The sequence below is a fragment of the Arsenicicoccus bolidensis DSM 15745 genome (genome assembly GCF_000426385.1).
Taxonomy (GTDB): Bacteria; Actinomycetota; Actinomycetes; order Actinomycetales; family Dermatophilaceae; genus Arsenicicoccus; species Arsenicicoccus bolidensis.
The window spans coordinates 41345-67066 of record NZ_AUFG01000004.1 but is presented as its reverse complement, the minus strand read 5'-3'; the positions used below and the strand labels follow the sequence as shown (position 1 = coordinate 67066).

The window sequence follows — 25722 nt, the reverse complement described above, 5'->3', positions numbered from 1 at the left end:
GAGCCGGCGACGCGCCCGGTCAGCGCTTGCGCAGCAGCGCGAGGAACATGCCGTCGGTCTCGTTGCGGTGCGGCCACAGCTGGGCGTGCGGGCCCTCCCCCGCGACCTCGAGCCCAGGCGCCACCTCCCGGAGGACGGCGTGGGCGTCAAGCACCTCCACGTCGTCCCGGCGACCGGCGACGTCCCGCACCACGAACGTGGTCTCGTTGACGTGCGGGCTGCAGGTCGCGTAGGCGATCACCCCGCCGGGGCGGGTGGCCTCGATGGCGGACGCGAGCAGCTCGCGCTGCAGCTCGGTGAGGGCCGCGAGGTCCGCGGTGGTGCGGCGCCACCGCGCCTCGGGACGCCGGCGCAGCGCGCCCAGCCCGGTGCAGGGGGCGTCGACCAGCACCCGGTCGTAGCGGCCCGGCTCGTCGACCCCGGTGTCCCGGCCGTCGCCCACGCGGACCTCCACGCCGGCGCCGGCGCCGATCGCGGCCCGCAGCCCCTGCCGGACGAGGTCGGCCCGGTGGGGGCTGACCTCGTTGGCCGTGAGGTAGGCGCGCCCGACGGACAGGGCGGCCAGCAGACCGGCCTTGCCGCCGGGGCCGGCGCACAGGTCCAGCCACTCCTCGGGGTAGTCGTCCGAGCTCTCGACGGGCACGGCCGCGAGCGCCAGCGCCAGCACCTGCGAGCCCTCGTCCTGCACGGCCGCGCGGCCGTCGCGGACGGGGGCGAGCCCGCCGGGGTCGCCGCTGCGCAGGACCGCGCCGACCGGCGAAACAGCGGCCGGCTCGGCGCCGAGGCGGACCAGGTCGGCGACCTCGACCAGCCCGGGGCGGGCCACGAGCATGACGTCGGCGGGGTCGTTGTCGGCCTCCAGCAGGGAGACCAGCTCCTGGTCGACGGTCTCGACCGTGGCGGCGCCGTGGGCGAGGAGCGCGGCCCGCAGGGCGCGGACGATCCACTCCGGGTGGGAGTGCTCCATGGCCAGCCGGTCCACGCCGGTCCCGGCGGGCAGCACCCGGTCCAGCCACTCCTGCCTGGAGCGCTCGCTCACCCGGCGCAGGACCGCGTTGACGAAGCCCGCGGCCCCGGCGCCGTTGACCTGGCGCGCGAGCCCCACCGTCTCGGCGACGGCCGCGTGGGCGGGGACGCGCATGCCGAGGACCTGGTGCGCCCCGAGGCGTAGGGTGTCGAGCACGGGCGGGTCGATCTTGTCGACGGAGCGGCCGGACGCATCGGCGATCACGGGGTCGTAGAGGCCCTGCCACCGCAGGGTCCCGTAGGTCAGCTCCGTGGCGAAGGCCGCGTCGCGACCCGCCATGCCGTGGCCGCGCAGGAGGCGGGGCAGCTCGAGGTTGGCGTAGCCGCCCTCGGCGACGCTGCGCAGCACGGTGTAGGCGGTGAGCCGCGCGGGGTCGCCACTGCGGGCGCGCTCGGAGGGTCGCTGGGCGCTCTTCTGCCGGGGACCGCGCCGGCCACCGGGGCGCGCGGGGCTCTCAGGACGGCCGGGGCGGCGCTCGTCGGGGGTGGTCACTGGCCCATCACGTCCTCGTCGTCGATCCGCACGCCGCGCGCCCAGTCGGCAGCGGCCATCTCTCGCTTGCCCTGCGGCCGCACGGTCGACAGCCGCACCGCCGTGGTGGCGGTGCCGACCACCACGTCCCGCTTGCCGGCCTCGACCTCGCCCGGCCCCAGGTCGGGACGGGAGTCGACCGTCACGGGGCCGAGGCCCAGGCGCTCGCCGCGGAAGGTCGTCCACGCCCCGGGTTCCGGGGTGCACCCCCGCACCTGTCGATCGATGGCGAATCCCGGTGCGGCCCAGTTGATCCGGGCGTCGTCGACGGTGAGCTTGGGGGCGTGGGACACCCCGCCGGGCCGCTGCGGCACGGCCTGGATCGCCTCGGCCTCGATCGCGTCGAGCGTCTCGACGAGCAGCCCGGAGCCGGCGACGGAGAGCCGCTCGAGCAGGTCCCCGGCCGTGTCGGTGGGTCGGACGGCCTCCGTCATCCGCCCGAGCACCGGGCCGGTGTCCAGCCCCTCCTCGAGCAGGAAGGTCGTCGCCCCGGTGATCTCGTCGCCCGCCATGACGGCGCGCTGCACGGGCGCTGCGCCCCGCCACGCCGGCAGCACCGAGAAGTGCAGGTTGACCCAGCCTCGTGGGGGGATGGCCAGGGCCGCCGGTGGGACGAGCCCGCCGTAGGCGACGACGGGGCAGCAGTCGGGGGCGATCTCGCGCAGGCGGTCGAGCGCCTCCGGGTCGCGCAGGCTCGTGGGCGTCAGCACCTCCAGCCCGGCCTCCTCGGCGCGCGTGCGCACCGGCGAGGGCACGAGCGTGCGGCCGCGGCCGGCGCGCGCGTCGGGGCGGGTGATGACGGCGACGACGTCGTGGGAGGACCCGAGCAGGGCCTCCAGGCTGGGCAGGGCGACGGCCGGGGTGCCGGCGAAGACGAGGCGCATGGGTGGCTCCTAGAGGCCGAAGGCCGAACCGGGCAGGTGGGGGTTGGCCTTGACGGTGGGTGCGGGGGCCCCGGACCACTGCGCCTCGCGGATCGCCCGCATGGCGAGCCGGCGCTGCTCGGGGTCGAGCCGGTCGATGAACAGCACCCCGTCCAGGTGGTCGGTCTCGTGCTGGACGCAGCGGGCCAGCAGCTCCGAGCCCTCCAGCCGGAGTGGCTCGCCGTGCATGTCCTGGCCGGTGGCGACGACCCGCAGCGCGCGACGCGTCGGGAAGGCGAGGCCCGGCAGCGACAGACAGCCCTCGTCCCCGTCCTGCATCTCCTCGGACAGGTCCAGGGACGGGTTGACCAGGTGCCCGAGGACGCCGTCGACGTAGTAGGTGAAGACGCGCAGCGAGACCCCCAGCTGGGGTGCCGCCAGGCCGGCGCCGGGCGCGTCGATCATGGTGTCCGTCAGGTCCTGGACGAGCCCGCGCAGCTCGGCGTCGAAGTCGGTCACGGGTGCGGCTGGGGTGCGAAGGACCGGGTCGCCGAACAGGCGGATGTCCATGACTGACACGTGCTGCGGTCCTTGTGGGGTGCGACGACGGCTGGCGGCCCCAGTCTACGCAGGTCGCAGCGGGGCCCCGCGGGCCACCAGGTCACGCCGGAGCTGCTCGGGCGTGGTGAACCGGACGGCGTCGAGCCCGCAGGCGGTCGCCGCCAGGACGTTGCGGGCGTTGTCGTCGGTGAAGCAGCACTCGGTCAGCGGGATCCCCATCCGCTGCTCGAGGATGCTGAAGATCGCCGGGTCGGGCTTGACCACACCCTCGGCGCCCGACACGACGATGTCGATGAAGCCCTGCAGGAAGGCGAAGCGCGGCCGGGCGTGCTGCTCGAACAGCTCGCTGGACCAGTTCGTGAGCCCGAAGAGCGGGACCTTGGCGTCGTACAGCTCGCGCAGGATCTGGACCGTGCCGTTGATCTGGTGGGTCAGCGACTTGTCGAAGTTGGCTGCGTACGAACGGATCTCGTCGGCGTATCCGGGGTGGTCCGCGATCGCCTGCTCCTCCGCCTCGGCGACGGGCACACCCCGGTCGAGCGTGAGGTTCCACTCGTGGAACCGGAAGTCGTCGGCCGCGAGGAAGGCACGGGCCCGCTCCTCCCCCACGCCGGCGGCGATGGCCGGCAGGGGGTCCCACGCGACGAGCACCTGCCCGAGGTCGAAGACCATCGCGCGTGTCTGCCTGCTCATCCCGTCTCGCCTTCACCTCGTGGTCGCCCGGACTGCCCCACCGTATGCCGCTAGACCACCCCGTCGCGCGGATCGACCACGACGTGCACGGTCTCGAGCTCCTTGCGGGCCGATCGGGTCGCGCGCATGGCCCGCAGGGCGTCGGCCAGCTCGAGGGCGTGCTCGTGGCTCGTGCGCAGGAGGATCCGCTGGCGTGGCGGGGCGTCGTCGGCCGTCACCCGTCGAGGACCTGCCGGTGGGGGCGGCGCCGGGAGCGGTCCGAGGCGCTCGACGGTGTCGGCGAGGCCCACGGCGGCCACCGCGTCGGCGAGGGCGTGCCGCTCCGCGTCGAGGCGGGCCATGACCACCGCGGGCGGCAGGGACAGCTCGCGGCGCTCGGCCAGCTCGCGGGCCGCCAGCCAGCCCGGGTCCCAGCGCACCAGCGCCTCGACGGGCGGGACGGACAGGTCGGTCGGGGCACCGCACAGGACCGCGACGGCGCCCGAGGACGCCGACCGGGCCAGGGCGGCGGCGCCGAGCCAGCGGCGGAGGGCCTCGAGGGAGGCGTCCAGGTCGGAGCGGTCGAGGCTGGCCCACGCGTCGAGCAGGAGGACCGCGGCATACCCCCCGTCGGCCACGGGCTCGGCCCCCGGGGTGGCGATGACCAGCGCCGGCCGGGACTCGACCCGGCCGACGACGTCGCCGGAGCCGGAGGTGATCACCGGCACCCCGGGGAAGGCGCGTCCGAGCTCCTCCGCGGTGCGTCGCGCCCCGACGACGGACGATCGCAGCCGGGTGCCCTCGCACTCGGGACACTCGTAGCGCGCCACGGTCTGGCCGCACCACCGGCACCGGGGCGGCGCGTCCCGCCCGCCGAGGCCCAGCGGCCCGTGGCACGCCGGGCAGCGGGCCGGTGCGCGACAGTCCTGGCAGGACAGGGACGGGGCGTAACCACGACGGGGCACCTGGACCAGCACCGGCCCGGAGTCGAGGGCCTTCTTGGCCGTCCGCCAGGCGAGCGACGGCAGGTGTGCGCTGGCGGCCGCTGCGTCACGCTCCTGCTCGTGCCCCTCACCGGCCAGCACCACGCGCGGGGCCGCGCGTCGCACCGTGGCGGGGTCGGCGGCGACGACCGGCATCGCGCCCGACTCGACCAGTCGCTGCACCTCGGCCGACCGACCGAAGCCGCCCGCGAGCGCCGCGGCCCCCTCGCGACGGGCCCGCGCCAGCAGCACGTCCCGCACGTGGGGGTAGGGGGCTCGGGGCTCGGCGAGCAGGTCGTCGCCGTCGTCCCACCACGCCACCAGGCCGAGGTCGTGGACGGGCGCGAACATTGCGGCGCGCGTGCCCACGACGCAGCGCACGTGCCCGCGCAGCACCTTGAGCCAGGCGGTGTAGCGCGCCTGGGGGCCCTGCGACGCGGTCAGTCGGACGTGCATCCCCTTGCCGAGCACCGCCGCCAGCGCCGCGTCCACGCGGTCGACGTCGCGGTGGTCGGGCACCACGACCAGCACCCCGCGACCGGACGACAGCGCGGTCGCCGCCGCGAGCGCCAGCAGCTGCGGCCAGTCGCGCTCCGCGTCCCCGCCGCAGGGCGTCGCCTGCCAGCACGCGTGCGGCGAGCGGCCCTCGGCGAGGTGCCGCAGGAAAGCCTCGCCCGCACGCAGCTCGCGCCACGGCCCGGGGTCGGGCAGCGGCGGCGGCTCGGCCGGCTCGCCGGAGAGGTTGCGCTCGGCGGTCGCGTGCCGAGGCGGGACGGCGAGGCGCAGGACGTCGGACACCGTCCCGGCACGGGCCCGCGCGACCTCGCGGCAGGTGTCCAGCACGGCCGGGGTCAGCACGGGCTCGGGGCTCACGACGCGTCGAAGCGGCGCGAGCCGACCCTGGTGCTCGGGCAGGCCCTTGCGGGCGATCACGAAGCCGTCGACGTCCTGGCCGGCGAACCGGACCCGGACCCGCGCGCCAGGCACGGCCGTCTCGGCCAGCTCGTCGGGCACGGTGTACTCGAAGGGACGGTCCAGGTGGGCGAGGGGCAGGTCGACCAGCACCTCGGCGACGGGATCGGCCGGACCGCCCGGGGCGACCGGCTCGGCCGCCGACGACACGGGCGACACGGGCGACGACGACGCTGCGCAGCCCGTCCGCGGCAGGGACCGGTCGCCGCGCACGCGGGCCCGGACGAGCGACAGCTGCTCCCCCGTGCTCGCCTCCGCGGTGCCCTGGGTCGGCGCCGGCTGCTCCTCGGTCATGGCCATGTTCTACCGCACGCCGCCGACATACCCGCACCTGGTCGTGTCCTGTCGCACACTGTCACGATGCAGCCCACGATCTGCGACCTGGAGCCCGCCCACCTCGCCGACGCCCGGCGGCTCCTGAGCCAGGCGTTCGCCGCCGACCCCTACCTGGTGGCGGCTCTGCCGGACCCCCGGCGCCGGGCGCGCGCCCTGCCGATGCTCTTCGGCGCCGTCCTCGACAACGCACGGCAGCACGGATCGGTCCGCGTGGCGCTCGACCCCGGCACCCACGAGCTGGCCGGCGTCGCCGCCTGGGCCTGGTGGCCGCACGTCGGGCTGGGCCTGCTCACCTCGGTGCGGCACGGCCTGGCCACCCTCCCCCTCGTCGTCGGGGTGCGGGACACCGCGCGTCTGGACCGGCTCAACCGCACCCACGAGGCCGCGCACCGCCGCCTCGCGCCCGCAAAGCACCGCTATCTCCACGCCATCGGCGTGGCCCCTGGCCACCAGGGGGCGGGGGTGGGGTCGGCCCTGCTCCTCGACGGTCTCGCCGACGCGGACGCCGCCGGTGTCCCGACCTATCTCGAGACGCACCGTGCCGAGAACGTGCGGCTCTACGAGCGGTACGGCTACGAGCTCGTGCAGGAGCTGCGGCCGGGCGACCTGCACGCGCGGTGCATGCTCCGCCCGGCCAGGCAGCCCTAGCCTGCCGTGGGCAGCCTCACGCGGCCCTAGCCGCGAACGGCGCGCTGCAGGTCCTCGACGCGGTTGGTCTGCTCCCAGGTGAAGCCGCGGTCGTCGCCGCCGGTCCGGCCGAAGTGGCCGTAGGCGGCGGTGCGGGCGTAGATCGGGCGGAGCAGGTCGAGGTCGTCGATGATCGCCGCGGGACGCAGGTCGAAGGTCGAGGTGATGGCCCGCTGGATCGCGTCGACAGGAGCGGTCTCGGTGCCGAACGTCTCGACGTACAGCCCGACGGGCTGCGCCTTGCCGATGGCGTAGGCGACCTGGATCTCGCACCGCTTGGCGAGGCCGGCGGCCACGACGTTCTTGGCCACCCAGCGGGTGGCGTAGGCGGCGGAACGGTCGACCTTCGAGGGGTCCTTGCCGGAGAACGCGCCGCCACCGTGTCGGGCCATGCCGCCGTAGGTGTCGACGATGATCTTGCGGCCGGTGAGCCCGGCGTCGCCCATGGGGCCGCCGATCTCGAACCGGCCGGTGGGGTTGACCAGCGTGCGGTAGCCCTCCACGTCGAGCCCGTCGGCGTGCTCGGCCAGCACGGGCTCGAAGACGTGCTTGACGATGTCGGGCTGGAGCAGGCCCTCCAGGGAGATGTCGGACGCGTGCTGCGTGGAGAGCACGACGGTGTCGACGCGGACGGCGCGGTCGCCGTCGTAGGCGATCGTCACCTGGGTCTTGCCGTCGGGCCGCAGGTAGGGCAGCGTCCCGTCCTTGCGGACCTCGGTGAGGCGCTCGGAGAGGCGGTGCGCCAGGTGGATCGGCAGCGGCATGAGGTCGGGCGTGTCGTCGCACGCGTAGCCGAACATCAGGCCCTGGTCGCCCGCGCCCTGCTTGTCGAGGGCGTCTACCCCGCCGGTGCGGGACTCGTAGGCCGTGTCGACGCCCTGGGCGATGTCGGGGCTCTGCTGCCCGATGGAGATCTCGACGCCGCAGGACTGCCCGTCGAAGCCCTTGGTGGAGCTGTCGTAGCCGATCCGCAGGACGGTGTCGCGCACGATGCGGGGGATGTCGACATACCCCTCGGTCGTCACCTCGCCGGCGACGTGGACGAGTCCGGTGGTGACCATGGTCTCGACCGCGACCCGGGAGCGAGGATCCTGGCGGAGCATCTCGTCGAGGATCGAGTCGGAGATCTGGTCGCAGATCTTGTCGGGGTGGCCCTCGGTCACGGACTCGGACGTGAACAGACGCGACACGTGTTGCTCCTCAGCGCATGGACGGCAGGTTGCCGGGAGTCTAGCGCCGCAGGTCGGCGGCGATGACGTCGAGGAGCGTGTGTGAGACGCGCGCCTTGGTCGTCGGCCCGGTCGTGACGGGCTCTCCACCGTCGCGCCGCAGGATCGTCACGGTGTTGTCGTCCTGGCCGAAGGTCACGCCGACCCCCACCTGGTTGACCACCAGCAGGTCGCAACCCTTGCGCCGCAGCTTGTCCTGCCCGAGCTCGAGCACGGTGTGCTCCGCGTCGCCGGTCTCGGCGGCGAAGCCGACGATGTAGGGCCGGTCGACCCCGCTGCGGGCCCGGTCGCGGACCAGCCCGGCCAGGATGTCGGGGTTGCGGACCAGCTCGATCACGGGGGCGGACTCGTCCGGGGCGTGGGCGGGATCCTCCTGGTGGGTCTTCTTGATCTTGGAGGTCGCGACCTCCCGTGGGCGGAAGTCGGCGACCGCGGCGGCCATGACGATGACGTCGGCGTCGTCGAGCAGGCCCGCCATCTCGTCCTGCAGCTCCAGGGCTGACTCGATCCTGCGGGTCTGGATCCGCGGGTGCTCCGGCGGCGGTATGTCGATCGCGCCCGCCACCAGGACGACCTCGGCACCGCGCGCGGCCGCCGCCTCGGCGATCGCGATGCCCTGCTTGCCGCTCGACCGGTTCCCGAGGAATCGGACGGGGTCCAGCGCCTCGCGCGTGCCGCCGGCGGTGACCACGACCCGCAAACCCTGCAGGTCCTGGTGATCTGCTGCGTCTCTGTCATCAGCCGTGCCCGCTAGGTCCGCGTCATCAGCCGGGCCCGCTGCCTCGACCGGCGAGCCCTCCAGCACCCGCTCGCAGGCCTCGTGGATGGCCTCGGGCTCGGGCAGCCGCCCGGGGCCGGTGTCCCGGCCGGTGAGGCGGCCGGACGCGGGGTCGATCACGTGGACGCCACGCGCCCGCAGCGTCGCGACGTTGGCGACGGTCGCCGGGTGCTGCCACATCTCGGTGTGCATCGCGGGGGCGAGCACCACGGGGCACCGGGCGGTGAGCAGGACATTGGTCAGCAGGTCGTCGGCGAGGCCGTGGGCGGCCTTGGCCAGCAGGTTGGCGGTGCAGGGGGCCACGACCACGAGGTCGGCCTGCTGGCCGAGCAGGACGTGCCGCACCTGCTCGACGTCGTCGAAGACCTCGGGGGTGACGGGCTTGCCGGACAGCGCCGACCAGGTCGGCTCCCCCACGAACCGCAGCGCCGCCCCGGTCGGCACGACGGTGACGTCGTCACCGGCCTCGGTGAAGCGGCGCAGCAGCGAGGCGGCCTTGTAGGCAGCGATGCCCCCGCCGACGCCGAGGACGACGCGACGGGGGCGGGCGCTGCTGCTGTCCTCGTGGACAGCCATGGCGTGGGTCAGCCCTCGGTGGGCTCGGAGGTCAGCAGACCGTCGTTGATCTCGCGCAGCGCGATCGACAGGGGCTTCTCGTGGACCTGCGTCTCGACGAGCGGCCCGACGTACTCCAGCAGGCCCTCGGAGAGCTGCGAGTAGTAGGCGTTGATCTGCCGGGCGCGCTTGGCCGAGTAGATGACCAGGGCGTACTTGGAGTCCGCAACCTGGAGCAGGTCGTCGATCGGCGGGTTGGTGATCCCGATGGGGGCAGCAACGGTGCCAGGCACAGTCAGTCTCGCTTCAGTCGATGGGTGGATCTCATCAATGATACGAGTTCCTCGGCCGCTCGGCGAACATCGTCGTTGACGACGGTGACGTCGAACTCCGCCTGGGCGGCGATCTCGGCCCGCGCGGTGGTCAGGCGGCGGGCCCGCTCGGCCTCGTCCTCGGTGCCCCGGCCGACCAGCCGGCGCACCAGCTCGTCCCAGCTCGGCGGGGCCAGGAAGACGAAGAGCGCCTCGGGCATGGACTCCCGCACCTGGCGCGCGCCTTGGAGGTCGATCTCGAGGAGCGCGGGACGCCCCTCCGCCAGCACCTCGTCGACGGGCCAGCGCGGCGTGCCGTAGAGGTTGGTGCCGTGGACGGTCGCCCACTCCAGGAACTCCCCCGCGTCGCGGCGGCGCTCGAACTCGGCACGGTCCAGGAAGTGGTAGTGCACCCCGTCCCGCTCGCCGGGCCTCGGCGCACGCGTGGTGGCGGAGACGGACAGCCAGACCTCGGGGTGGTGGTCGCGGACGTAGGCCGCCACCGTGCCCTTGCCGACCGCCGTGGGCCCGGCGAGGACCACCAGTCGGGGGCGGGGCGCAGCGGCCTCGGTCATCGCGCTCAGTTCTCGAAGCGGGCGAGCAGCGCCGCGATCTGGTTGGCGCCGAGACCGCGCACGCGACGGGTGCGGGAGATCCCGACCTCCTCCATGATCTGGCGGGCTCGCACCTGACCCACGCCGGGGAGCGACTCGAGCAGCACGTAGACCTTCATCTTGCCGATGACGTCGTTGGACTTGCCCTCGGCGAGGACCGAGCGCAGCGAGCCCTGGCCGTACTTGAGCTGGTTCTTGACCGCAGCGCGCTCGCGTCGAGCGACGGCGGCCTTCTCCAGTGCCTCGGCTCGCTGCTCGGGGGTCAGGGTCGGCAAGGCCACAGGAGTCTCCTCGGTGGGTCTGGACCGGGCTGGCCAGCGCCGGTCGGTGATGCTTGTGGACAACGTACTGGCGGGGCCAGCGCAGCCGCAACGCGGGGCGGGGGCCCGAGCGGCGTGTGACGAGCCTAGCCCCCCGCCGGAGATCGCTGGGAACGAATCCGGACATTTGACGCGCACTTTCGCGTCGTTCAGTCAGACGGGGTCACCAGCGCGCGCATCTGCTGACCCGTCCGGTGGACGGCATCTCGCAGGGACCGCACGTCGGGGCCGGCCGACAGGACCTCGCGCGAGCTGGAGGGAAGCACCTGGGGCAGCGCGCCCCCGAAGACCTGGCGCAGGCTCTCGGCCGTGCCGCCCTGGGCTCCCACGCCCGGTGCGAGCAGCGGTCCGCCCATCGAGCGCAGGTCGAGGTCTCGGGCCGCGTCACCGATCGTCGCGCCCACGACGAGGCCGACGCTCCCGAGGTCGCCGGCCCGGCGCGCAGCGGCGTTGTCCTCGGCCGCCCCGGCCACGACCTCGCCCGCGACCGAGCGCCCGTCGGCGCCCCGCGCGTGCTGCACCGAGGCGCCCTCGGGGTTGGAGGTGAGGGCCAGCACGAAGACGCCGCGCCCCGTCGTCGCCGCCAGGTCGAGAGCCGGTCGCAGCGAGCCGTAGCCGAGATAGGGGCTCACGGTGATGGCGTCGACCGCGTCGGGGTTGTCCTGGCCGAGGAAGGCCTCGGCGTAGGCCGTCATCGTGGAGCCGATGTCGCCGCGCTTGACGTCGAGGATCGTGAGCGTGCCGGCCTCGCGCAGCCCCGCCTGGACGCGCTCGAGGAGGGCGACCCCGCGGGATCCGAAGACCTCGAAGAACGCGGACTGCGGCTTGACGCAGGCCACCTCTCCCCCGAACGCCTCCACGCAGGTCAGGGCGAAGCGTTCCACGCCCTGGAGGGAGTAGGGCAGCCCCCAGGACTCCACGAGCTGCTGGTGCGGGTCGATGCCGACGCACAGCGGCCCGTGGGCGTCCATGGCCGCGCGCAGCCGCACGCCGAAGGGGGTCTGGCTCACGGGGTCTCCTCGGGTCGCTCGGTGCTCACCCGGTCCGTCCGGGCCGGATGCCGTCTCACTCCGCCGCGTGCGCACCGTGCCGGGCGAGCCGCTCGGCGTGCTCCTGCAGCGACATCACCCGCACGACGTGGTCGCCGCGCGCCTCGATGCCCTGCACCGCCGCGGCCAGCTGCTGCACCGTGGTGATGATCGGCTTGTCCATCGACGTGGTCGCGGTCCGGATCGTGTAGCCGTCGGCCCGCGCCTCCTGGCTGGTGGGCGTGTTGACGACCATGTCGACCTCACCGGCCAGGATGAGGTCCACGATCGTGGGCTCCCCGTCCGGCCCGCGGCCCTCGCTGTGCTTGCGCACCGCCTCGGCCCGCACGCCGTTGCGGCGCAGGACGTCGGCCGTGCCCTCGGTCGCGAGGATCCGGAAGCCGAGGTCCGCCAGCCGCTTGCAGGGGAAGATCATGGCGCGCTTGTGCCGGTTGGCGACCGAGATGAAGACCGTGCCCTGCGTGGGCAGGCCGCCGAACGCCGCGAGCTGGCTCTTGGCGAAGGCGGTGCCGAAGTCGTCGGCCAGTCCCATCACCTCGCCGGTGGAGCGCATCTCGGGCCCGAGGATCGTGTCGACGAACTCGCCGTCCTGGGTGACGAAGCGCTTGAACGGCAGGACCGCCTCCTTGACCGCCGTGCCCGCCTCGATGGGCAGCGAGGCGCCGTCCCCCTGGACCGGCAGCAGACCCTCGGTCCGCAGCGAGGCGATGGTGGCGCCCATCATGATCCGCGCGGCGGCCTTGGCGACCTGGACGCCCGTGGCCTTGGCCACGAACGGCACGGTGCGCGAGGCGCGGGGGTTGGCCTCGAGGACGTAGAGGATGTCCTGGGCGAGGGCGAACTGGACGTTCATCAGGCCACGGACACCGATGCCCTGCGCGAGGCGGCGGGTGGACTCGCGGACCCGGTCGATCTCGGCGCGGCCCAGCGTGACGGGGGGCAGCACGCACGAGGAGTCGCCGGAGTGGATGCCGGCCTCCTCGATGTGCTCCATGATCGCGCCGACGTACATCTCCTCGCCGTCGTAGAGCACGTCGACGTCGATCTCGATCGCGTCGTCGAGGAAGCGGTCCACGAGGATCGGGTGCTCGGGGCTGGCCAGCGCCGCGCGCGTGACGTAGTCGGTGAGGGTCTGGTCGTCATACACGATCTGCATGCCGCGCCCGCCGAGGACGTAGGAGGGCCGCACGAGCACCGGGTAGCCGATCTCCCGGGCGACCTCGAGGGCCTCGGCGGCGGAGTAGGCCGTGCCGAACTTGGGTGCGGGCAGCTGGGCCTCGTGCATGACCCGACCGAAGGCGCCCCGGTCCTCGGCGAGGTGGATCGCCTCGGGCGAGGTGCCGACGACCGGCAGCCCCTCGTCCTTGAGCGCCTGGGCCAGCCCGAGCGGCGTCTGGCCGCCGAGCTGGACGATGACGCCCGCGATCGGTCCCGCGGCGCGCTCGGCGTGGTAGACCTCGAGCACGTCCTCGAGCGTCAGGGGCTCGAAGTAGAGCCGGCTGCTCGTGTCGTAGTCCGTCGAGACGGTCTCGGGGTTGCAGTTGATCATGACCGTGTCGTAGCCCTCGTCGCGCAGGGCGAAGCTGGCGTGCACGCAGGAGTAGTCGAACTCGACGCCCTGGCCGATGCGGTTGGGGCCGCTGCCGAGGATGAGGACGGCCGGCCTCTCGCGCGGCAGCACCTCGGTCTCCTCGTCGTACGACGAGTAGTAGTAGGGCGTCTGGGCGGCGAACTCGGCGGCGCACGTGTCGACCGTCTTGAACACCGGGCGCACGCCCAGGGCGTGCCGCACCCCGCGCACCACCGGCTCGGCCATGCCGGTCAGCTGCGAGACCTGCGCGTCGGAGAAGCCGTGGCGCTTGGCCAGCCGAAGCTGCGCGGGCGTGAGGGTCTCGGATCCCTTGATCGTGCGGGCGACCTCGTTGAGCAGCTCGATCTGGTCCAGGAACCACGGGTCGATGCGGGTCGCCTCGTGCACCTCCTCGACCGTCATGCCGGCCCGGAGCGCCTGCTGCACCAGCAGGATCCGGCCGTCCGTCGGGACCTTGGCCTGCTCCAGCCACTGCGCGCCCTGGTCGCGGCCGGGACGCTCGCCGCGCCAGTGGAAGGCCGCGTCCTTCTTCTCCAGCGAGCGCAGGGCCTTCTGCAGCGCCTCCGTGAAGTTGCGGCCGATCGCCATGGCCTCGCCCACGGACTTCATCGTGGTCGTGAGCGTCGGGTCGGCGGCCGGGAACTTCTCGAACGCGAACCGCGGCACCTTGACGACGACGTAGTCCAGGGTCGGCTCGAACGACGCCGGGGTCTCGCGGGTGATGTCGTTGGGCACCTCGTCGAGGGTGTAGCCGATGGCCATCTTGGCCGCGATCTTGGCGATCGGGAACCCCGTGGCCTTGGAGGCCAGGGCCGACGAGCGGGAGACGCGCGGGTTCATCTCGATGACGATGATCCGGCCGTCCTCGGGGTTGACGGCGAACTGGATGTTGCACCCGCCGGTGTCGACGCCGACCTCGCGGATGACGGCGATGCCGATGTCGCGCAGGTCCTGGTACTCCCGGTCCGTGAGCGTCAGGGCCGGCGCCACGGTGATGGAGTCGCCGGTGTGCACGCCCATCGGGTCGAGGTTCTCGATGGAGCAGACGACCACCACGTTGTCGGCGTGGTCGCGCATGACCTCGAGCTCGTACTCCTTCCACCCGAGGATGGACTCCTCGAGCAGCACCTCGGTGGTCGGCGAGGCGAACAGGCCGGCGCCGGCGATGCGGCGCAGGTCGGCCTCGTCGTAGGCGAAGCCCGACCCGAGACCACCCATGGTGAACGACGGCCGGACGACGAGCGGGTAGCCGAGATCGCCTGCTGCGTCGAGGCACTCGTCCATGGAGTGGCAGACGATCGAGCGGGCGGACTCGGCGCCGCAGCGCTCGACGACGCCCTTGAAGCGCTCGCGGTCCTCCCCCAGCTGGATCGCCTCGACGTTGGCGCCGATCAGCGGGCAGTCGTAGCGCTCGAGCACGCCCGCCTCGTGCAGCGCCATGGCGCAGTTGAGGGCGGTCTGGCCGCCGAGGGTGGCCAGGACCGCGTCGGGGCGCTCCTTGGCGATGATCGCCTCGACCACCTCGGGGGTGATGGGCTCGACGTAGGTCGCGTCGGCGAACTCCGGGTCGGTCATGATCGTGGCCGGGTTGGAGTTGACCAGGACGACCCGGATCCCCTCCTCGCGCAGCACGCGGCAGGCCTGGGTGCCGGAGTAGTCAAACTCGCAGGCCTGGCCGATGATGATCGGCCCGGAGCCGATGACCAGGACGCTCTTGATGTCGGGGTTGCGGGGCATCAGCGAGCGTCCTCCTCGGACGGGGCGGAGCCGGAGCGGGCGGACCCGATCAGGTCGACGAATCGGTCGAACAGGTAGGCGGCGTCGTGCGGGCCGGCCGCCGCCTCGGGGTGGTACTGCACGGAGAAGGCCGGGACGTCCAGGCACTCCAGGCCCTCGACGACCTGGTCGTTGAGGCCGACGTGGCTGACCCGGGCCCGCCCGAAGGGCGTGTCGAGGTCCTCGCCGATCGGCGCGTCGACGGCGAAGCCGTGGTTCTGCGCGGTGATCTCGACCTTGCGGGTCGACAGGTCCATGACCGGCTGGTTGATGCCGCGGTGGCCGTACTTGAGCTTGTAGGTGCCGAGCCCCAGGGCGCGCCCGAGGATCTGGTTGCCGAAGCAGATCCCGAAGAACGGGATCCGCGCGCCCAGCACCTCGCGCAGGACGCCCACCTCGTGCTCGGCGGCGGCCGGGTCCCCCGGCCCGTTGGACATGAACACCGCGTCCGGGGAGAGGGCCTGTATGTCGGAGAACGTCGAGGTCGCCGGCAGGACGTGGACCTCGATGCCCCGCTCCGCCAGCCGCTGAGGCGTCATCCCCTTGATGCCGAGGTCCAGCGCCGCCACCCGGTAGCGCGGCGTGCCCTCGGGGCGGACGACGTAGGGCTCGTCGGCGCTGACCTCGGCGGCCAGGGCCGAGCCCTCCATCGCCGGCTGGGAGACGACCCGGTCGATGAGCCGCTCCAGCGGCGTGTCGGCGACGTCGCCGGAGAAGATCCCGACCTTCATCGACCCCCGCTCGCGCAGGTGACGGGTGAGGGCGCGGGTGTCGATCTCGCAGATGCCGACGACGCCCTGGCGCTCGAGCTCGTCCTCCAGGGACCCCGTGCTGCGCCAGCTGCTGGGGCGCAGCGCGGGGTCGCGGACGACGAAGCCGGACACCCAGATGCGGTGCGACTCGTCGTCCTCGCCGTTGACGCCGGTGTTGCCGACGTGCGGCGCCGTCATGACGACGACCTGCCGGTGGTAGGACGGGTCGGTCAGGGTCTCCTGGTAGCCGGTCATGCCGGTGGAGAAGACCGCCTCGCCGACGGTGCTGCCGACGGCTCCGTAGGACCGGCCCGAGAAGGTCCGTCCGTCCTCGAGGATCAGCAGGGCCGGTTGGCGTTCGAGGCGCAGGGTCACGACATGCTCCGCTCAGGTGCGAGGAGGGGGTTCAGGCGAGCTGGCCGTCGCGGGCGGTGATGCGCCCACGCAGCATCGTCGCGCGGACGGCGCCGGTCAGGGTGCGCCCGTGCCACGGATTGTTGCGCGACAGCGACGCGCTCGCAGCGCGGTCCACGGTCAGAGACCGGCTCGGGTCGACGAGCACGAGGTTGGCGGGCTCGCCCTCGGCCAGCGGCCGGCCGTGACCCTCGAGGCGGGCGATCTCGGCGGGGCGCGTGGACATGACCCGGGCCACGTCGGCCCAGGACATCCGCCCGCTCTGCACCATCACGTCGCTGACGACGGCGAGCGCGGTCTCGAGCCCGAGCATGCCGAACGCCGCGTCCGCGAACGCGTGCTCCTTGTCGTGGACGACGTGGGGCGCGTGGTCGGTGGCGACGACGTCGATGGTGCCGTCGGCCAGGGCCGCGCGGAGCTCCTCGGCGTACTCGCTCGGGCGCAGGGGCGGGTTGACCTTGTAGACGGTGTCGTAGTCCTGCAGGAGGTCGGTGGTGAGCACCAGGTGGTGCGGGGTGACCTCCGCGGTGACCTGCACCCCCTTGGACTTCGCCCAGCGGATGACCTCGAGGGAGCCGGGGGTCGAGACGTGGGCGACGTGCACCCGGCCGCCGGTCTGCTTGGCCAGCATGACGTCGCGGGCGACGACGACCTCCTCGGCGGCGTCGGGCCACCCGGGCAGCCCCAGACGGCCGGACAGCTCGCCCTCGTGGCAGCAGGCGGTGCCGTCGGCGAGCTTGGGGTCCTGGGAGTGCTGGGAGATCACGCCGTCGAAGGCCGTGACGTACTCCAGCGCGCGGCGCATGAGCTGGCTGTCGTGCACGCAGCGCCCGTCGTCGGAGAACACCCGCACCCGGGCCCTGGAGCGCGCCATGAGGCCGATCTCGGACAGCTCCTCGCCCGCGAGCCCCTTGGTGACGGAGCCGACGGGCATGACGTCGACCAGACCCGCCTCGCGGCCGCGTCGCCAGATCTCCTCGGCCTTCTCCGGGGTGTCGGTGACGGGCTGGGTGTTGGCCATCGCGAAGACCGCCGAGTAGCCGCCCACCGCGGCGGCCGCGGACCCGGTGCGGATCGTCTCGGCGTCCTCGCGGCCCGGCTCGCGCAGGTGCGTGTGCAGGTCGACGAGGCCGGGCAGGGCGACCAGGCCGTCCGCGTCGATGGTCTCGTCGACCGAGCCCGAGCTCACGGACATGCTTGCGGCGGAGCCGATCTCGCGGACGACGCCGTCGACGACGAGGACGTCGGCGGTGCGCTCCCCGAGCAGGCTGGCGCCGGTGATCAAGGTGGTGGACATCAGGCGGTCTCTCCTTCGCCGGCGAGCAGGTGGTAGAGCACGGACATGCGGACGGCGACGCCGCCGGAGACCTGGTCGAGGATCACCGACCGGGCGCCGTCGGCGGCGTCGGAGGAGATCTCCAGGCCGCGGTTCATCGGGCCGGGGTGGCAGACGAGCGCGTCGTCGCGCATGAGCTCGAGCCTGCGCGGCGTGAGGCCGAAGCCCGCGATGTACTCGCGCGGCGTGGGGAAGAACCCGCCGCTCATCCGCTCCTTCTGCACGCGCAGCATCATGACGACGTCGGCCTTGGGGATCTCGGCGTCGAAGTCGTAGGACCAGGTGAACCCGTCGCGCTCGGCCCAGGTGCGGATGCCGTCCGGCATCAGCGTGGGCGGCGCCACGACGGTGACCGTCGCGCCGAGCTTGGCCAGGCACAGCACGTTGGAGCGGAAGACCCGGCTGTGGCGCAGGTCGCCGCAGATGACCACGTGGCGTCCGTCGAGGTCCCCCAGCTCGCGCCGCATGGTGTAGGCGTCGAGCAGGGCCTGGGTGGGGTGCTCGTGCGTGCCGTCGCCGGCGTTGATGACCACGCCGGAGACCCAGCTCGCGATCTGCTGCTGCGCCCCGGAGGCCATGTGGCGGATGACGAAGCCGTCCACGCCCATGGCCTGGAGGTTCATCACCGTGTCGCGCAGGGACTCGCCCTTGGACAGGGAGGACCCCTTGCCCGCCATGTTGAGCGAGTCGGCGGACAGCCACTTCTCGGCGAGCTCGAAGGACCCGCGCGTGCGGGTCGAGTCCTCGAAGAAGAAGTTGACGACGGTGCGGCCGCGCAGCGTGGGGAGCTTCTTGATGTCGCGGTGCTGCACCTCGTGCATCTGCACGGCGGTGTCGAGGATCTGGGTGATGTCCTCGCGGGTCAGGTCGTTGATGGACAGGAGGTGCTTGTTCACCGGTTCCCTCCGGAGATGCGGACCTCGTCGGTGCCGTCACGCTCGGCGAGCAGCACCGAGACCCGCTCGGTGGACGAGGTGGGGAGATTCTTGCCGACGTGGTCGGCGCGGACGGGCAGCTCGCGGTGGCCGCGGTCCACGAGGACGGCGAGCCGGACGGCCCGGGGGCGGCCCAGGTCGGCCAGCGCGTCGAGCGCGGCGCGGACGGTGCGGCCGGAGTAGAGCACGTCGTCGACGAGGACGACGATCTTGTCGTCGATGCCGACGGAGGGGATGTCGAGCTTCTCCGCGGGGCGGATCGGCTTGCGCCGCAGGTCGTCTCGATACATCGTGATGTCGATCGCGCCCACGGGGACGTCCGTGCCCTCGACCTCGGCCATGGTCGTGGCCAGGCGGCGGGCGAGCGGGACTCCTCGGGTGGGGATGCCGAGGACGACGAGGCCCTCCGCTCCCTTGTTGCGCTCGAGCACCTCGTGGGCCATGCGTCGCAGGGCCCGGGCGATCTCGTTGTCGCTCATGACGATCCGGGCATCGGTGCCGTCGTCGCCGGATGACTGGGGGGTGTGGTCTGGGGCAGGCGTCATCGCGTCTGACCTCCTTCTCGCCTCGCTGGACGTCGTTAAAGGATGTCGATCGGCATGATCCTAGCGGGCCCGGGCGGGTGGTCGTGACCCGCGTCCAGGGCCCCCTCGCCAGCGCCCCAACCGCCCGAACCCTCGCGGACGGTCACAATCGGAACAGGACGGGGCCAATCGGGCGGACACCCACCGACCTCAACCACTACTCAAACCGTCCATTCACTCGCTCAGCGTCAAAGATGTGCCCATACGAATGAATACCGATGGGCTTTCGGCGGTTGCGCTTGCCGCAAGGATCACAGTGAGTAACCATTTCACTGTTACAGACAGTTACGTGATCGGAGTCAGTCATGGCCAGCGACTACGCGAAGGCCCTCGGGTCCCGGCTGCGTTCCATCCGCACCCAGCAGGGCCTTTCCCTGCACGCGGTCGAGGAGCGCTCCCAGGGTCGCTGGAAGGCCGTCGTGGTGGGTTCCTACGAGCGTGGGGACCGCGCCGTGACCGTGCAGCGACTCTCCGAGCTCGCCGACTTCTACGGCGTGCCCGTCTCGGCCCTCATGCCCGACTCGGAGGTGGCGCCCGCCACCGAGGCCCCGGCCAAGCTGATCATCGACCTCGAGGCGCTGTCCCAGGTGTCCGCCGAGCGCGCCGGCCCCCTCGCCCGCTACGCCGCGACCATCCAGTCCCAGCGCGGCGACTACAACGGCAAGGTCCTGTCCATCCGCCAGGAGGACCTGCGCACCCTCGCCGTCATCTACGACACCTCCCCCGGCCAGCTGGCCGACGAGCTCGTCGGCTGGGGCGTCCTGGACCCCGCCGCCCGTCGCGGCATCCCGGAGTCCTGACCCTTCCCGAGTCCTGACCCTGCCGGGTCCGCGCAGGCGTCCCGTCCAGCTCGTATGCCGGAAGGCCCCGGCCCCTCGTGGGGTCGGGGCCTTCCGGCATACGAGCCGTGGTCGGGCCGAGGCTCAGACCAGGGTGGGCTTGACCTGCTGCAGCCGCCCGAGGAGCCCGTTGACGAAGGTCGGGGACTCGTCGGTGGACAGCTCACGGGCCAGGGCGACGGCCTCGGCGATCGCGACGCCCTCGGGCACCTCGTCGCCGTAGACCAGCTCGAACGCGCCGAGGCGCAGGATCGCGCGGTCCACGGCGGGCATCCGGTCGAGGGTCCAGCCCTGCGCGTAGGTCGTCAACGCCTCGTCGATCGACGCCCAGTGCCGGACGACGCCCTGGACCAGGGTCGAGGAGTACTCCGGCACGGGGTGGTCGTCCTGACCGGCCCGGACCGGCGACGCGAGCCGCTCGGCGAGCAGGTCGGAGGCGTTCATCCCCCGAGACTCGGCCTCGAAGAGGATGTCGAGCGCCCGCTTGCGGGCCTTGGATCGAGCCGACACGTCAGTTGACGCGACCGAGGTAGGAGCCGTCGCGGGTGTCGACCTTGACCTTGGTGCCGGTCTCGAGGAAGAGCGGGACGGCGATCTGCGCACCGGTCTCGAGGGTGGCCGGCTTGGTGCCGCCGGTGGAGCGGTCGCCCTGCAGGCCCGGCTCGGTGTAGGTGATCTCGAGGACCACGGAGGCCGGCAGCTCGACGTAGAGCGGGGCGCCCTCGTGGGTGGCGACGATCGCCTCCTGGTTCTCCAGCATGTAGTCCGCGACCGATCCCACGACCGTCTCGCTCACGTGGAGCTGGTCGTAGGTCTTGCCGTCCATGAAGACGAAGTCGGTGCCGTCCTTGTAGAGGTACTGCATCGTGCGCTTGTCGACGTTGGACGTCTCGACCTTGGTGCCGGCGTTGAAGGTCTTGTCCACCGTCTTGCCGGTCATGACCGACTTGAGCTTGGTGCGCACGAAGGCCGGGCCCTTGCCGGGCTTGACGTGCTGGAACTCCACCACGGACCAGAGCTGGCCCTCCAGGTTGAGCACCATGCCGTTCTTGAGGTCGTTGGTCGTTGCCACAGGGCCGTCCATCTCTGTCGTCGGGGGCGCGCTGCAGCGCCTCGGGTCACCAGGGTTTCCGCGCCAGTCTAGCCGGTATGCCGTCCGCGCCGGTTCACGCCGACACCCGGCGCAGGGCCGCGACAGGGCCCACACTCGGGGCATGAAGCTCACCACCGCCGCCCTCGGGGGACTCGCCGCCATCGCCGGCGTCGCCGCGCACGACCTCACCCAGCGTCGGCACTCGCTGCTGCGCACCTTCCCCGTGATCGGCCACGGCCGCTTCCTGGTCGAGGCGATCGGGCCCGAGCTGCGACAGTACGTCGTGGCCGCCAACGACGAGGAGCGCCCGTTCAGCCGGGACCAGCGGCGCTGGGTCTACGCCTCCGCCAAGAAGGAGAACAACTACTTCGGCTTCGGGTCCGACAACGACATGGAGCAGGCCGCCAACTACGCGGTCATCAAGCACCGCACCTTCGCGGACGTCGCCCCACCGTCGCACGACCACGCCGCGGAGCAGGTCGTGCTCCCGTCCGCGAAGGTCCTCGGGGGCCCGCGCGGGCGGCGCCACGCGTTCCGCCCGCAGTCCGTGGTGAACGTGTCGGCGATGAGCTTCGGCTCGCTGTCGCCCAACGCCATCAGCGCCATCAACGCCGGCGTGGGGATCGCCGGGGCCCTGCACAACACCGGCGAGGGCGGGTTGTCTCCCTACCACCGCCAGGGCGGCGACCTCATCTTCCAGATCGGGACGTCCTACTTCGGCTGCCGGGACGAGCAGGGCAGGTTCGACCTGGACCGGCTCGCCGCGCTGGTCGAGTCGGCGCCGGTCCGCGCCATCGAGATCAAGCTCTCCCAGGGCGCGAAGCCCGGGCTCGGCGGGGTGCTGCCTGCGGCCAAGGTCACCGAGGAGATCGCCGAGATCCGCGGCATCCCGGTCGGCCAGGACTGCATCTCCCCCTCGCGGCACGGCGAGTTCGACAGCGTCGACGGTCTGCTGGAGTGGGTCGAGACGATCGCCGAGCGCACGGGGCTGCCCGTGGGCATCAAGTCCGCCGTCGGCAACCTGGCCTTCTGGGAGGAGCTGGCGGAGCTGATGGCCGACCGCACGCGCGGGGTCGACTTCATCACCATCGACGGCGGGGAGGGTGGCACCGGAGCCGCTCCGCTGACCTTCTCCGACTCCGTGTCCCTGCCCTTCCGCCTGGGCTTCCCCCGGGTCTACTCGATCTTCGCCCGTCGCGGCCTGACCGACGACGTCACGTTCGTCGGGGCCGGCAAGCTGGGCCTGCCCGACAACGCGGTCGTGGCCTTCGCGATGGGGTGCGACATGGTCAACGTCGCCCGGGAGGCCATGCTGGCCATCGGATGCATCCAGGCGCAGAAGTGCCACACCGACACGTGCCCCGTGGGCGTGGCCACGCAGAATCCGTGGCTCGCCCGGGGCATCGATCCGGCCCTCAAGTCCGTGCGCCTGGCCAACTACCTCATGACCGTGCGGAGGGACCTGCTGAAGGTGGCCGAGGCCTGCGGCGTGCTCCACCCGGCCCTGATCACCGTGGACGACGTGGAGCTGCTGGACGGCGACGGAGGCGGGGTGTCCCTGCGCGAGCGGTACGCCTACGAGCCGGGCTGGGGCGAGCTCGGGCCCGCGCTCGCCGAGGAGATCTCGGCGATCATGCTCGGCACCGCTCCGCAGGGCGGCGAGGCACCCGAGAGCGCCGACGCCGAGTAGCCCCTGCCCGACCTGTGGGCGGGCTGGACGGGAACACATAAGCAGGGATTATGGTTAGCAACACTTGTTGACTCCCCCCCCCGCCCCCTGCCCCGGTGGTTCACGGCGTTCATGATCGTCGTCGCCGTCCAGAGCATCGGCGTCTTCGCGCTGCAGTCGCTCGGCGTCATCGAGCTGTCCACCAAGCGCCACCGGCACCTACTACCGCGCCGGCGAGGGCCTGGTCGGCTCGTGGATCGCCCTCGGGATGTACGCCCTGTTCTCCGCCGTCATGAAGTACGGCGCACTCAAGGACTTCAACACCGAGATGCGCTCGCACACCGTGCCGGGCACCACGATCCACGACTCCCTGGGCGTGTCGCCCTGGGTGCTGGTGCTCGTGCTCGTCGCCGCGGTCGGCTGGGCCACGGTCCGTCACCTCTCCCGCCAGTCCCTATGGCGAGCCTGCCCGCCCGCCGCTCCGGCCTGGCCCACCTCCTGCTCGAGAAGCCCTGGCACGCGTTCGCCACGGCCCTGGTGATCGGTCTCATCGCGATCGCGGCCTGGCCGCTCAGCTTCGCGGCCGGTCGTCCCGACGGGCTCGGCATCACGACCCCCTCGGCCAACCTCGTCCGCTGGCTCGTGACCGGCAACGGCGCATCCGTCGACTGGGGCGTGTTCCTCGTCCTCGGCCTGCTGGTCGGCTCCTTCGTCGCGGCCAAGGCGTCCGGCGAGTTCCGCGTCCGCGTCCCCGACGCCCGCCAGGCCACCCGCTCGGTCGTGGGCGGGGCGCTCATGGGCGTCGGCGCCTCCCTCGCCGGCGGCTGCACCATCGGCAACGCCATGGTCCAGACCGCGCAGTTCACCTACCAGGGCTGGGTCGCGCTCGTCTTCATGGTGCTCGGCACCGGCATCGGCGTGAAGTTCTTCGTCGGCACCCACCGCCGCGAGGGCGCGCTCACCGGGGCCGACGCGGTGGACGCCGCCGCGGCGCCCGCCGCCCCCACGCTCCGCCTCACGCCCACCCCGTGACCCCGGGCGGATCCAGTCACCCAGGCAACCCAAGGCAACCCGGCCCCTGCGGCCGCACCGTCATCCCACCCCCCCACGCTAGGAGAACGATCGTGAAGTACACGCTGGGGACCGAGGGCCAGGTCTGCCCCTTCCCCCTCGTCGAGGCCAAGCAGGCCATGGAGCAGATCGAGCTCGGTGACGAGCTGATCATCAACTTCGACTGCACCCAGGCCACCGACGCCCTCCCCCGCTGGGCCGCCGAGAACGGCTACCCGGTGACCAGCTTCGACCGCGCCGGTGACGCGGGCTGGACCATCACCGTGCAGAAGTCCGCCTAGCCCCTCCGCCGGCGTCGGCGCCGGGCACCACGACCGGGCCGGGCATCTCCCCCCTCGGAGATGACCGGCCCGGAGCCGTGTGCCGTCGGTGTGCCGTCGGCGACCGTTCGCCTACTTGATCTCTCGACGGGCCAGCAGCGCGCTGCCGACCACGAGCGGGAGCAGCACCCAGAGGCCGTAGGACGTGGCGAGGTGCTGCCAGTCCGTGCCGGTCATCTCGCCGCTCAGCAGCGGGGCGGTCGACCGGCTGGTGTCGATCCAGGGCGCCGCGTCGCGGAACCACGCGACGCTGGCGGTGAGGATCGTCAGCACCGTCGGCAGGATGAAGAACGCGGCGATGGCAGCCCCCGGCACCACGATGAGCAGCCCGAAGGCCACGCCCTGCAGCACGCTGAGGATCATCGCCAGCAGCACCCCGCCGATGGGAGCCCACTCGGTCGGCCAGGTGCCCGGCGCGTCCTTGATCGCCATGGCGAGGCCGTTGGCCGCGGCGGCGAGCGCGACCGCGAGCGCCACGGCGAGGACCGCGACGAGGCAGGCGGCGACCGCCTTGGCCGCCACCACCCGCAGCCGGCGCGGCTCCTGGGTGAAGCTGACCAGCCCGGTCCGCTGGGAGAACTCCGACGTGGCGGTGAGGATGCCCAGCACGGGCAGCAGCAGCATGAGCGGCGTCGACGTGGCCCCCAGGAAGGTCATGAAGGTCAGGCTCTCGCGCTCGGCGAACACGAGGACCAGCCCGATCGCGGCGGCCGTCACCAGGCCGATCGTGATGAGCAGCCACCGCCCGGACGCGGTGTCGACGAGCTTGCGCAGCTCGACGTGGAGCAGCCGCCCGAAGGGGATGCCGGGGCGACCGCCGGTGGTGGCCACGGTGCCGTGGCCGGCCCCACCGCCGTCGGTGCGTGCGTGGGTCGTCGCGGTGCTCATGCCGCGGCCTCCTGCCCGTTGGTGCCGCGCGCGTCGCCCGCGGTCAGCTCGAGGAACATCTGCTCCAGCCCGGCCCCCTGCGCCGGACGGAGTGCGGTGAGGACCACCTGGGCCTCGAGAGCGACGCGGCCCACGGTCTCGGCGTCGGCGTCGACGGTCAGCTCGCCGCCGGCTGCACCGGTGACGGCGTGACCGTCCCGGCGCAGCGCCTCGGCCAGCCGGGCCCCGTCGAGCGAGGCCACGACCGTGCCCTGGCCGGCCAGCAGCTCGCGGGTGGAGCCCTGGGCCACGATGCGCCCGCGGCCGATCATGATGATCTCGTCGGCCGTCTGCTCCACCTCGTGCAGCAGGTGCGAGGACAGCAGGACCGTGCGGCCCTGGTCGGCGAACCCGCGCAGCAGCCCGCGCATCCAGTGGATGCCCTGCGGGTCCAGGCCGTTGGCGGGCTCGTCGAGGATGAGGACCTGCGGGTCGCCGAGCAGCGCGCCGGCGATGCCGAGGCGCTGGCGCATCCCGAGGGAGTAGTTGCGCAGCCGGCGACGTGACTCGTCGGGCGTGAGACCGACGAGCGAGAGCATCTCGTCGACGCGGGAGCGGGGAGCGCCGATGGCAATCGCCGCGAGGGTCAGGGCCTCGCGCCCCGTGCGGCCCACGTGCTGGGCCGAGGCGTCGAGCAGGGTGCCGACCTGCGAGGCGGGGTTGGTCAGGTCGCGGTAGCGCGCCCCGAGGATCCGGGCCTCCCCCGAGGAGGCCGGCGTCAGGCCGCACATGACGCGCATGGCGGTGGACTTGCCCGCGCCGTTCGGCCCGAGGAAGCCGGTCACCACGCCCGGTCGGGCGGTGAAGGACACGTCGTCCACGGCGGTGAAGGCGCCGTACCTCTTGGTCAGGTGGTCGATCTCGATCATGGTGACCAGCCTGGCCCGTGTCCTGCGCCCCGCGCATCGGGCCTTCCGCCATACCGCC

24 protein-coding genes and 1 pseudogene are annotated in these 25722 nt (G+C 72.8%); 5 read left to right on the top strand and 20 right to left on the bottom strand.

Annotation, left to right across the window (positions count from 1 at the left end):
* Positions 1 to 19 precede the first annotated feature (19 nt).
* Genes K313_RS0103480 through K313_RS0103460 form a run of 5 tightly spaced genes read right to left on the bottom strand, consistent with a single transcriptional unit; the run spans position 20 to position 5903 of the window.
* Complete coding sequence (locus K313_RS0103480) at positions 20 to 1519, bottom strand: RsmB/NOP family class I SAM-dependent RNA methyltransferase (protein WP_019286105.1); 1500 nt, start codon at positions 1517 to 1519, stop codon at positions 20 to 22.
* A complete protein-coding gene (fmt, locus tag K313_RS0103475) occupies positions 1516 to 2442 on the bottom strand; it encodes a methionyl-tRNA formyltransferase (RefSeq protein ID WP_029210452.1) in 927 nt (308 codons plus the stop codon). The genes K313_RS0103480 and fmt overlap by 4 nt, the downstream gene beginning before the upstream one ends.
* 9 nt (positions 2443 to 2451) lie before the next feature.
* On the bottom strand, positions 2452 to 3000 hold the full coding sequence (def, locus tag K313_RS0103470) for a peptide deformylase (RefSeq protein WP_029210451.1): 549 nt from the start codon (positions 2998 to 3000) through the stop codon (positions 2452 to 2454).
* 45 nt (positions 3001 to 3045) lie between these two features.
* The gene (locus tag K313_RS0103465) at positions 3046 to 3675 is read right to left on the bottom strand and encodes an HAD-IA family hydrolase (RefSeq protein WP_029210450.1); all 630 of its coding nucleotides are present in this window, start codon (positions 3673 to 3675) and stop codon (positions 3046 to 3048) included.
* Between the two features lie 50 nt (positions 3676 to 3725).
* Positions 3726 to 5903, bottom strand: a complete 2178-nt coding sequence (locus K313_RS0103460) for a primosomal protein N' (RefSeq protein WP_205621801.1) — start codon at positions 5901 to 5903, stop codon at positions 3726 to 3728.
* 66 nt (positions 5904 to 5969) lie between these two features.
* Here K313_RS0103460 and K313_RS22030 point away from each other — a divergent pair, with 66 nt between their 5' ends.
* Positions 5970 to 6593 carry a GNAT family N-acetyltransferase gene (locus K313_RS22030; RefSeq protein ID WP_029210448.1) on the top strand — a complete coding sequence of 208 codons (624 nt, stop codon included), beginning with the start codon at positions 5970 to 5972 and terminating at the stop codon, positions 6591 to 6593.
* 26 nt (positions 6594 to 6619) lie between these two features.
* Here K313_RS22030 and metK read toward each other — a convergent pair whose 3' ends face one another.
* The 11 genes from metK to pyrR all read right to left on the bottom strand — a co-directional run bounded on the left by metK (position 6620) and on the right by pyrR (position 18837).
* Positions 6620 to 7822 carry a methionine adenosyltransferase gene (gene metK / locus K313_RS0103450; RefSeq protein WP_019286112.1) on the bottom strand — a complete coding sequence of 401 codons (1203 nt, stop codon included), beginning with the start codon at positions 7820 to 7822 and terminating at the stop codon, positions 6620 to 6622.
* A gap of 40 nt (positions 7823 to 7862) precedes the next feature.
* On the bottom strand, positions 7863 to 9215 hold the full coding sequence (locus K313_RS0103445) for a bifunctional phosphopantothenoylcysteine decarboxylase/phosphopantothenate synthase (RefSeq protein ID WP_029210447.1): 1353 nt from the start codon (positions 9213 to 9215) through the stop codon (positions 7863 to 7865).
* An 8-nt stretch (positions 9216 to 9223) separates the two neighbouring features.
* Positions 9224 to 9487 carry a DNA-directed RNA polymerase subunit omega gene (rpoZ, locus tag K313_RS0103440; RefSeq protein WP_019286114.1) on the bottom strand — a complete coding sequence of 88 codons (264 nt, stop codon included), beginning with the start codon at positions 9485 to 9487 and terminating at the stop codon, positions 9224 to 9226.
* Positions 9488 to 9489: 2 nt separating this feature from the next.
* Positions 9490 to 10080, bottom strand: coding sequence for a guanylate kinase (gene gmk / locus K313_RS0103435; protein WP_029210446.1), 591 nt, complete (start codon positions 10078 to 10080; stop codon positions 9490 to 9492).
* A gap of 5 nt (positions 10081 to 10085) precedes the next feature.
* Complete coding sequence (gene mihF / locus K313_RS0103430) at positions 10086 to 10400, bottom strand: integration host factor, actinobacterial type (RefSeq protein ID WP_019286116.1); 315 nt, start codon at positions 10398 to 10400, stop codon at positions 10086 to 10088.
* 188 nt (positions 10401 to 10588) lie between these two features.
* The gene (gene pyrF, locus K313_RS0103425; protein WP_029210445.1) at positions 10589 to 11449 is read right to left on the bottom strand and encodes an orotidine-5'-phosphate decarboxylase; all 861 of its coding nucleotides are present in this window, start codon (positions 11447 to 11449) and stop codon (positions 10589 to 10591) included.
* 55 nt (positions 11450 to 11504) lie between these two features.
* Positions 11505 to 14816, bottom strand: a complete 3312-nt coding sequence (carB, locus tag K313_RS0103420) for a carbamoyl-phosphate synthase large subunit (protein WP_029210444.1) — start codon at positions 14814 to 14816, stop codon at positions 11505 to 11507.
* Positions 14816 to 15982, bottom strand: coding sequence for a glutamine-hydrolyzing carbamoyl-phosphate synthase small subunit (gene carA, locus K313_RS0103415; RefSeq protein ID WP_029210443.1), 1167 nt, complete (start codon positions 15980 to 15982; stop codon positions 14816 to 14818). The genes carB and carA overlap by 1 nt, the downstream gene beginning before the upstream one ends.
* Positions 15983 to 16013: 31 nt before the next feature.
* Positions 16014 to 17318 (bottom strand): dihydroorotase, encoded by a 1305-nt coding sequence (locus tag K313_RS0103410; protein ID WP_029210442.1) that lies wholly within the window; start codon positions 17316 to 17318, stop codon positions 16014 to 16016.
* A complete protein-coding gene (locus K313_RS0103405) occupies positions 17318 to 18253 on the bottom strand; it encodes an aspartate carbamoyltransferase catalytic subunit (RefSeq protein WP_029210441.1) in 936 nt (311 codons plus the stop codon). Before K313_RS0103405 ends, K313_RS0103410 begins: the two co-directional genes overlap by 1 nt.
* Positions 18250 to 18837 carry a bifunctional pyr operon transcriptional regulator/uracil phosphoribosyltransferase PyrR gene (gene pyrR, locus K313_RS0103400; RefSeq protein ID WP_029210440.1) on the bottom strand — a complete coding sequence of 196 codons (588 nt, stop codon included), beginning with the start codon at positions 18835 to 18837 and terminating at the stop codon, positions 18250 to 18252. Before pyrR ends, K313_RS0103405 begins: the two co-directional genes overlap by 4 nt.
* Before the next feature lie 344 nt (positions 18838 to 19181).
* On the opposite strand from pyrR, the gene bldD reads away from it, so the two are divergent.
* Entirely contained in the window at positions 19182 to 19676 is a 495-nt protein-coding gene (gene bldD / locus K313_RS0103395) for a transcriptional regulator BldD (RefSeq protein ID WP_019286124.1), read from the top strand.
* 123 nt (positions 19677 to 19799) lie between these two features.
* Here bldD and nusB read toward each other — a convergent pair whose 3' ends face one another.
* Both nusB and efp read right to left on the bottom strand, forming a co-directional pair.
* On the bottom strand, positions 19800 to 20225 hold the full coding sequence (nusB, locus tag K313_RS0103390) for a transcription antitermination factor NusB (protein ID WP_029210439.1): 426 nt from the start codon (positions 20223 to 20225) through the stop codon (positions 19800 to 19802).
* Between the two features lies 1 nt (position 20226).
* Positions 20227 to 20787 (bottom strand): elongation factor P, encoded by a 561-nt coding sequence (gene efp, locus K313_RS0103385; protein ID WP_029210438.1) that lies wholly within the window; start codon positions 20785 to 20787, stop codon positions 20227 to 20229.
* A 142-nt stretch (positions 20788 to 20929) separates the two neighbouring features.
* On the opposite strand from efp, the gene K313_RS0103380 reads away from it, so the two are divergent.
* The 3 genes and pseudogenes from K313_RS0103380 (at position 20930) to K313_RS0103370 (ending at position 23829) form a co-directional block, all read left to right on the top strand.
* Positions 20930 to 22498, top strand: coding sequence for an FMN-binding glutamate synthase family protein (locus K313_RS0103380; RefSeq protein ID WP_029210437.1), 1569 nt, complete (start codon positions 20930 to 20932; stop codon positions 22496 to 22498).
* Between the two features lie 247 nt (positions 22499 to 22745).
* Positions 22746 to 23509 (top strand): annotated as a pseudogene (locus tag K313_RS24385) (YeeE/YedE family protein).
* A gap of 92 nt (positions 23510 to 23601) precedes the next feature.
* Positions 23602 to 23829 carry a sulfurtransferase TusA family protein gene (locus tag K313_RS0103370; RefSeq protein WP_019286129.1) on the top strand — a complete coding sequence of 76 codons (228 nt, stop codon included), beginning with the start codon at positions 23602 to 23604 and terminating at the stop codon, positions 23827 to 23829.
* 111 nt (positions 23830 to 23940) lie between these two features.
* On the opposite strand, the gene K313_RS0103365 is transcribed toward K313_RS0103370, so the two are convergent.
* Positions 23941 to 24756 carry a hypothetical protein gene (locus K313_RS0103365; protein ID WP_029210436.1) on the bottom strand — a complete coding sequence of 272 codons (816 nt, stop codon included), beginning with the start codon at positions 24754 to 24756 and terminating at the stop codon, positions 23941 to 23943.
* Positions 24753 to 25664 carry an ABC transporter ATP-binding protein gene (locus tag K313_RS0103360; protein WP_205621800.1) on the bottom strand — a complete coding sequence of 304 codons (912 nt, stop codon included), beginning with the start codon at positions 25662 to 25664 and terminating at the stop codon, positions 24753 to 24755. The genes K313_RS0103365 and K313_RS0103360 overlap by 4 nt, the downstream gene beginning before the upstream one ends.
* Positions 25665 to 25722 lie beyond the last annotated feature (58 nt).

What these genes read in the sequence shown, in the direction of transcription:
- fmt (WP_029210452.1), bottom strand. Translation starts at nt 2,442, where the DNA reads ATGCGCCTCGTCTTCGCCGGCACCCCGGCCGTCGCCCTGCCCAGCCTG.
- K313_RS0103465 (WP_029210450.1), bottom strand. Translation starts at nt 3,675, where the DNA reads ATGAGCAGGCAGACACGCGCGATGGTCTTCGACCTCGGGCAGGTGCTC.
- K313_RS0103460 (WP_205621801.1), bottom strand. Translation starts at nt 5,903, where the DNA reads ATGACCGAGGAGCAGCCGGCGCCGACCCAGGGCACCGCGGAGGCGAGC.
- K313_RS22030 (WP_029210448.1), top strand. Translation starts at nt 5,970, where the DNA reads ATGCAGCCCACGATCTGCGACCTGGAGCCCGCCCACCTCGCCGACGCC.
- K313_RS0103445 (WP_029210447.1), bottom strand. Translation starts at nt 9,215, where the DNA reads ATGGCTGTCCACGAGGACAGCAGCAGCGCCCGCCCCCGTCGCGTCGTC.
- gmk (WP_029210446.1), bottom strand. Translation starts at nt 10,080, where the DNA reads ATGACCGAGGCCGCTGCGCCCCGCCCCCGACTGGTGGTCCTCGCCGGG.
- carB (WP_029210444.1), bottom strand. Translation starts at nt 14,816, where the DNA reads ATGCCCCGCAACCCCGACATCAAGAGCGTCCTGGTCATCGGCTCCGGG.
- K313_RS0103410 (WP_029210442.1), bottom strand. Translation starts at nt 17,318, where the DNA reads ATGTCCACCACCTTGATCACCGGCGCCAGCCTGCTCGGGGAGCGCACC.
- pyrR (WP_029210440.1), bottom strand. Translation starts at nt 18,837, where the DNA reads ATGACGCCTGCCCCAGACCACACCCCCCAGTCATCCGGCGACGACGGC.
- bldD (WP_019286124.1), top strand. Translation starts at nt 19,182, where the DNA reads ATGGCCAGCGACTACGCGAAGGCCCTCGGGTCCCGGCTGCGTTCCATC.
- K313_RS0103380 (WP_029210437.1), top strand. Translation starts at nt 20,930, where the DNA reads ATGAAGCTCACCACCGCCGCCCTCGGGGGACTCGCCGCCATCGCCGGC.
- K313_RS0103365 (WP_029210436.1), bottom strand. Translation starts at nt 24,756, where the DNA reads ATGAGCACCGCGACGACCCACGCACGCACCGACGGCGGTGGGGCCGGC.
- K313_RS0103360 (WP_205621800.1), bottom strand. Translation starts at nt 25,664, where the DNA reads ATGATCGAGATCGACCACCTGACCAAGAGGTACGGCGCCTTCACCGCC.